The sequence below is a fragment of the Anaerolineales bacterium genome, assembly GCA_016928575.1.
In the GTDB taxonomy this organism is placed as follows: Bacteria; Chloroflexota; Anaerolineae; order Anaerolineales; family RBG-16-64-43; genus JAFGKK01.
Window position 1 is genome coordinate 1 of record JAFGKK010000063.1, and the last position, 5,542, is coordinate 5,542.

Consider the following 5,542-nt stretch of genomic DNA (forward strand, 5'->3'; position numbering starts at 1 on the left):
CGGAAGGATCTCAGGCGGTTTACTCCGTGTTCCTCCGTGCCCTCCGTGGATGATGTTCTTTCCATTCTGATAATAAATATCCACGGAGAGCGCGGAGAATCGCGGAGGGATCTCAGACGGTTTTATCCGTGTCCCTCCGTGGATTGTATTCGGCCTCAGGCCGCCGATTGTCTGCCGTCCAACATTTGCAGCAGCGCATCAAGCAGGATGTACGGATTACCCCCGGCGCCGCCCTGGCTTGACCGGCGAGCCTGCATCGTCGCGATCTGCTCCGCGCTGAGGCCGGCGTCCCCGTTCCCGCCGCCGTAGCCTTCACCGCCCTGGAACCCTCCGCCCCCGCCGGGAGGCATCCCGCCGCCGGCCGCAAATTCGGGCGGCTCTCCGCCGCCTTCCATGCCGCCGGGAAGCGCGTTGCCGCCGCCGGAAGCGGCGGGAGTCCCGGAATTCTGAGGCATCATGCCCATTCCCGCCTGGCGCATATACTCGACCATATCGTCCTGGGTTAATTGCATTGCGGCGATCGCACGGATTTGCCCCGCGGTCATCGTTTCCTGGATCTGATTGATCAATCCGCCTTGCTCCTCAGTCGCATCCGTATCGCGGCTCTGCAGTTCCTTCATCATCCGCCACAATGGAAGCAATTCCGCGGCCTGTTCGGCGGTGACCGCATTCTCCGTGCCTTCCAGCTTTAACGTGCCGAGGATCAGCTGGCTTTCCACCGGCAGCGCGTTTTCGTAATCGGCGTTGAGGCGGTCCGCGGAGCCGGCCGCGCCGGCTTCGGCCGATTGGCTTCCGCAGGCGGCCGCGAACAGCATCAGCGCGGCGGAAGGCAGGATGATCCAAAAATTCTTTCGTTTCATCGATTCACCTCGTTTTCTTACAGTTTGGCTTTTTCCGGGGTTCTTCCTTCTCCCGGCATTAGCCGGGAGAAGGTGGCCGGCGTACTTCCGGCCGGATGAGGGCGGGGAGGCATTAGCCGGGAGAAGGTGGCCGGTGTACTTCCGGCCGGATGAGGTCGGGGATGCATTGGCCGGCCGTCGGCCGGACTCCGCTTTCAGTTTTCCCGTTCGGCTTTGCCGAACGGCGGGCACCCGCTTGGAAGAGGTCATTCGTACCTAAGCGCTTCGATCGGCTCGAGCTGAGCGGCTTTGCCGGCCGGATAAAAACCGAAGAACACCCCGACCGTCGCCGCGGAGCCGAAGGCCAGCAGAATCGAGGCGGGTTGGATGACCGTGCGCATGCCGCTGGCTTGCGAGAAGACCCAGGCTCCGGCGAAGCCAGCCAGCATGCCGAGGATCCCGCCCGCCATGCTGAGGAGCAGGGCTTCGGTCAGGAACTGAAGCAGGATGTCGGCCGGCCGGGCGCCGACCGCCTGGCGGATTCCGATCTCCCGCGTCCGCTCCGTGACCGAGACCAGCATGATGTTCATGATCCCGATTCCGCCCACCAGCAAGGAAACCCCCGCCACCCAGCCGAGCAGCGACCGGAACGCGGCGGTGGTGGATCCCTGGGCCGTGATCACGTCCTGCTGGGTGGTGATCGAAACGTCGAGGTCGTCGAGGGTCGTCTCGTGCCTTTTGGCGAGCAGCAGTTGGATCTGCAGGATGACGCCGTCGACCGACTTGGTGTCGGCCACCTTGACGTAGATCATCCGGACCGAATCGCCGCGGATTCGGGCGAAGGGCGAATCCACGAATTTATCGAAGATGACGGTGATTGGGGTGTAGAGGCGCGAATCGTAGTCCACCTCGCCGACCGTCCCCTTTTCCGCCAGCACGCCGATCACGGTCAACTTGACGGCGCCGACGGTGACGATCTGCCCGACGGGGTTCTCGCCGCCGAACAGCTCTTCGGCCAGGGTGCTGCCCAGCACGGCCACTTTCGTTTTCTGGTCGACCTCCTTTTGGTTGAAGTAGCGCCCTTCCGCCAATTCCATATCGCGCACGGCGGGAAATCCCGGCGACGTGCCCAGGATCGGGATGTCCTCCAGCGCCGTTTTTCCGGCTTTCACCGTCTGGCTGGAGGTCTGTTCGACCACGACCGCGGTCACCCCGTTCACGCTTTCGGCGATGGCGGTGGCGTCGTCATACACCAGGCCGCCGCCCGCCGTCATCATCCCCGGAGCGCCGCCCCGGCTGAAGTTGGCGGAGACGAAGATCAGGTTCGAGCCCAAGCCGGTGATGTTTTCCTGGATGGTGGCTTCGGTGCCGGCGCTGATCGCCACCATGATGATCACCGCGGCCACGCCGATGATGATGCCCAGCATGGTCAGGATCGAGCGGATCTTGTTCCGGCCGACGGCTTCCCAGGAGATGCGCAGAATTTCGATGGGATTCATGCTTGGCCCCTTCCTGCCCTCACGCGGGCCGGGAAAGACAACCCGAAGGGCGCGAAAGAAGGAAAATCATCTTTCGGAAATTTCATCTTCTTAATTGTGCCCATTGCGGATTCCCCTCTTCCCATTCTCGACGATGTCGGCGATGCGCCCGTCGGAAAGATGAATCTCGCGCGAGGCTTCGGCTGCGATGCGCGGATTGTGCGTGACCATCACGATCGTCACGCCCTTGCGGTGCAGGTCCTGCAGCAGGCGCATCACCTCGTCGCCGGAGCGGGTGTCGAGGTTGCCGGTCGGCTCGTCGGCGATGATCATCACCGGGTCGTTGACCAGCGCCCGGGCGATCGCCACCCGCTGCTGCTGTCCCCCGGAGAGTTCGTGCGGTTGGTGGTGGGTCCGGTCGCCGAGGCCGACCTGCTCCAGCAGCGCTCGGGCTTTTTCGTCACGGGCCTGGGGATCCATCCGCCGCGAGCGGTTGTAGAGCAGGGGCAGGGTGACGTTGCGCAGGGCCGTCGTCCGCGGCAGAAGGTTGTAGGATTGGAAGACGAAGCCGATCTTGCGGCTGCGGATGTCCGCCAGCTCGCGCCGGTCCAGGTTGTGCGCGTCCTCGCCGTCGAGCAGGTATTCCCCCGAGCTGGGCCGGGCCAGGCAGCCGAGGATGTACATCAGAGTGCTCTTGCCGGATCCGGAAGGACCCATCACCGCGATGAATTCGCCCCGGTCGATCCGGAGGTGGATGCCGTCGAGCGCCGCCACCCGCGTATCGCCCGCGCCGTAGACCTTCGAGAGGCCGCGCGTCTCGATCAGCGTCCGGCCGCCCATCAGTTCGTCTCCGTGATGCCGGTGGTGACCACGTCCCCTTCGCGCAGCCCCGAGGTCACTTCGACGTACACCAGGTCCTGCAGGCCGATCTCCACCACGCGCAACCGAGGCTCGCCGTTTTCCATCACGAAGACCGCGTAGGTTCCGTCTTCGATTTCGTGCAGCGCTTCCACCGGAATGAGCAGCGCGCCCTCCGTCCGGCCGCCGATCACATCGACCGAGGCTCCGGTCCCCAGGGGAAGGTCCGTCCCGATCGACGCGTCCAACTGCACGATGGCGCGGATGTAGGAGGAATTCATCGAGGTGGTCAAGCCCGGATCCACCGAGAGCACCTTGCCGGCGTAGACCTTGTCCGGCAGCAGGTCGAAGGTCACTTCCACGGGATATCCCGCCTTGATGCTGCCCCAGTCGCTTTCGTCGAGGTAGATTTCCAGCGTGTACGGCTGGTCCAGGTTCGAAACGGTTATCGTGGCGCCGGAGCCCGCGCTGTCGCCCGTTTGAAACCCGACGGCCATGACGGTTCCGTGGATGGGAGCGCAAAGGGTCGTCGCCGCGAGGCTTTCCTGGGCGGCGGCCAGATCGTCCTGCGCCTGTTCGAAGGCGGCGAGGGCGGCGCCCGTAGCGCCTTCGGGGATCTCCCCGGCGGTGATGGCGGCCAGGTACCACTCGGCTTCCTGCAGTTGTTGTTTGGCCAATTCGTAGTCCGCGCGCGCCTGGGCGACGTCCTCTTCCGAGGGTGGGACGACCTGCTTCTTGGTTTCGCGCCCTTCGGTGACCGTCGTCAGGAAGGTCTCCGGAACGTAATCGTTCCAATAGTCCAGCGTGGCCTGGGCCAGATGGTTTATGCACACTTGCAGGAGCTGTTCCGCGGCGGCCACCTTCTTATCGGCATCCTCCGACGGATTGGCGGCCGCTTCGGCCTTCGCCTGCTCGAGCGCCTTTTCCGCGGCCGCGACCTGCTCTTCCCAATACAGCACGTCCGGGCTGATCAGATAGGCCAGGGTGGCTTTGGTGTTGACCAGGTTGACTTTGGCCTCGGCCAGCGCCAGCTTCGCGGCGGCGACGGCGGTCGGCGAGGTGAGTTCCGCAAGCGCCCGCTGGGCTTGCAGGAGTTGGCGCTGGGCGGAGGCGTCGTCCAGGCGCGCCAACGCCTGGCCCGCGTCGACCACGTCGCCCACCTGCACCAGCACTTCCGCGACAGTCCCGCTTTCGGAGAATCCGAAGGTGGCTTCCCCGCCGGCGATCAGTGTTCCGGTGCCGCTGGCGAAAATTTTCAGGTCGCCCCGTTGGACCACGGCGGTTTGAAGCGCATCGGCCTGCGAGGCGGCCGGGGTCTGGACGGCCTTCCAGCGCGCGTAGGCGCCGACGCCGCCGACGATGACCAGGAGGCCGAGGATAGTCAGGAGGATGTTGCGATGAAGAGCCTTGCTGCGCGAGGCTGGGGTACTGACGGGTGTTGGCATCCGTTTTTCCCTTCTTTCTATTGAATTTTCCCTACGGCAGCAATTATCCGGGTTGGAATTCAGGCCGGATTGAGCAGTTGTTCAGAAATTGTGTAGAAGGGCCGTGGAAGATGAGGAGAGGGTGAGAAGAGTGGGAGGAATTATTTGGCTTGGTACGTCCGCCCCTTCCACGTCAGCCCCTGTCCGGAGCGGACGCGGAAGTAGGAATCCAGCATCATGCCGCTGAAGGACAGGATTCCCACCGGCACGGTCAGGGCGTAGCCCGGCGGGACCTTGTAGGCCGAGAGGTTGAGCAGGCGGTTGCGGAGGAGGTAAGCCCAAAATGCGGTTGCTTCGGCGAAGATCAGGAGGGTTGGAAGATCGCGCAGGAAAACCAGTCCGAAAATCGAGGCGATCCACCAGGCCGGAAAAGCCAGCGCCCCGAGGATGAAGACGACGGCCAGATAAAGCGCCGCTTCCGGCCGATCGCGAAAACCCGGGTAGATGGTTTTCACCCAGCTTTCCCGGATTTCCCCCAGCGACGTGTGCATGCGGACGCTGGCCAGCGAGCGCCCGTCCTTGAGCAGGATGGAATGCCCCGCGCGTTTGACGGTTTCCGCGAGGCCCCGATCTTCCAGGATCGAATCGGAAAGCGCGTGATGGCCTCCGACCTCGTCGTAAACCTCGCGCCGGATGAGGATGAATTGGCCGATGGCCATCGCGTCCGGACAGTGCGGGTCGTTGATCCGCTCCAGGTCGTAGACCAGCGCCAAGCCCGAGAAAGCCACCGGGCTGATGACCCTCTCCCAGAAGCTTTGCAGCTCCTGATGGGTAAGGATCGACAGCAGGGCGACGCCTTGCAAATTCCGGTCAATTCGGCCACCGATTCCGGTGTAATCCGGCCGCCCCATACCAACCCTCCATCATCAGCGACGAGATTGTA

The 5,542-nt window shown here is 63.8% G+C and carries 5 protein-coding genes; all 5 read right to left on the reverse strand.

The features are described 5' to 3' along the window. Positions 1-155 precede the first annotated feature (155 nt). The 5 genes from JW929_08270 to JW929_08290 all read right to left on the reverse strand — a co-directional run bounded on the left by JW929_08270 (position 156) and on the right by JW929_08290 (position 5,510). On the reverse strand, positions 156-860 hold the full coding sequence (locus tag JW929_08270) for a hypothetical protein (GenBank protein ID MBN1439388.1): 705 nt from the start codon (positions 858-860) through the stop codon (positions 156-158). Between the two features lie 245 nt (positions 861-1,105). Beyond that, positions 1,106-2,338: an ABC transporter permease gene (locus tag JW929_08275; protein MBN1439389.1), complete on the reverse strand. Its 1,233-nt coding sequence runs from the start codon at positions 2,336-2,338 to the stop codon at positions 1,106-1,108. A 90-nt stretch (positions 2,339-2,428) separates the two neighbouring features. Next, positions 2,429-3,157 carry an ABC transporter ATP-binding protein gene (locus tag JW929_08280; GenBank protein MBN1439390.1) on the reverse strand — a complete coding sequence of 243 codons (729 nt, stop codon included), beginning with the start codon at positions 3,155-3,157 and terminating at the stop codon, positions 2,429-2,431. Next, positions 3,157-4,620 carry an HlyD family efflux transporter periplasmic adaptor subunit gene (locus JW929_08285; GenBank protein ID MBN1439391.1) on the reverse strand — a complete coding sequence of 488 codons (1,464 nt, stop codon included), beginning with the start codon at positions 4,618-4,620 and terminating at the stop codon, positions 3,157-3,159. Before JW929_08285 ends, JW929_08280 begins: the two co-directional genes overlap by 1 nt. Before the next feature lie 140 nt (positions 4,621-4,760). After that, positions 4,761-5,510, reverse strand: a complete 750-nt coding sequence (locus JW929_08290; protein MBN1439392.1) for a hypothetical protein — start codon at positions 5,508-5,510, stop codon at positions 4,761-4,763. Positions 5,511-5,542 lie beyond the last annotated feature (32 nt).

What these genes read in the sequence shown, in the direction of transcription:
- JW929_08270 (MBN1439388.1), bottom strand. Translation starts at nt 860, where the DNA reads ATGAAACGAAAGAATTTTTGGATCATCCTGCCTTCCGCCGCGCTGATG.
- JW929_08275 (MBN1439389.1), bottom strand. Translation starts at nt 2,338, where the DNA reads ATGAATCCCATCGAAATTCTGCGCATCTCCTGGGAAGCCGTCGGCCGG.
- JW929_08280 (MBN1439390.1), bottom strand. Translation starts at nt 3,157, where the DNA reads ATGGGCGGCCGGACGCTGATCGAGACGCGCGGCCTCTCGAAGGTCTAC.
- JW929_08285 (MBN1439391.1), bottom strand. Translation starts at nt 4,620, where the DNA reads ATGCCAACACCCGTCAGTACCCCAGCCTCGCGCAGCAAGGCTCTTCAT.
- JW929_08290 (MBN1439392.1), bottom strand. Translation starts at nt 5,510, where the DNA reads ATGGGGCGGCCGGATTACACCGGAATCGGTGGCCGAATTGACCGGAAT.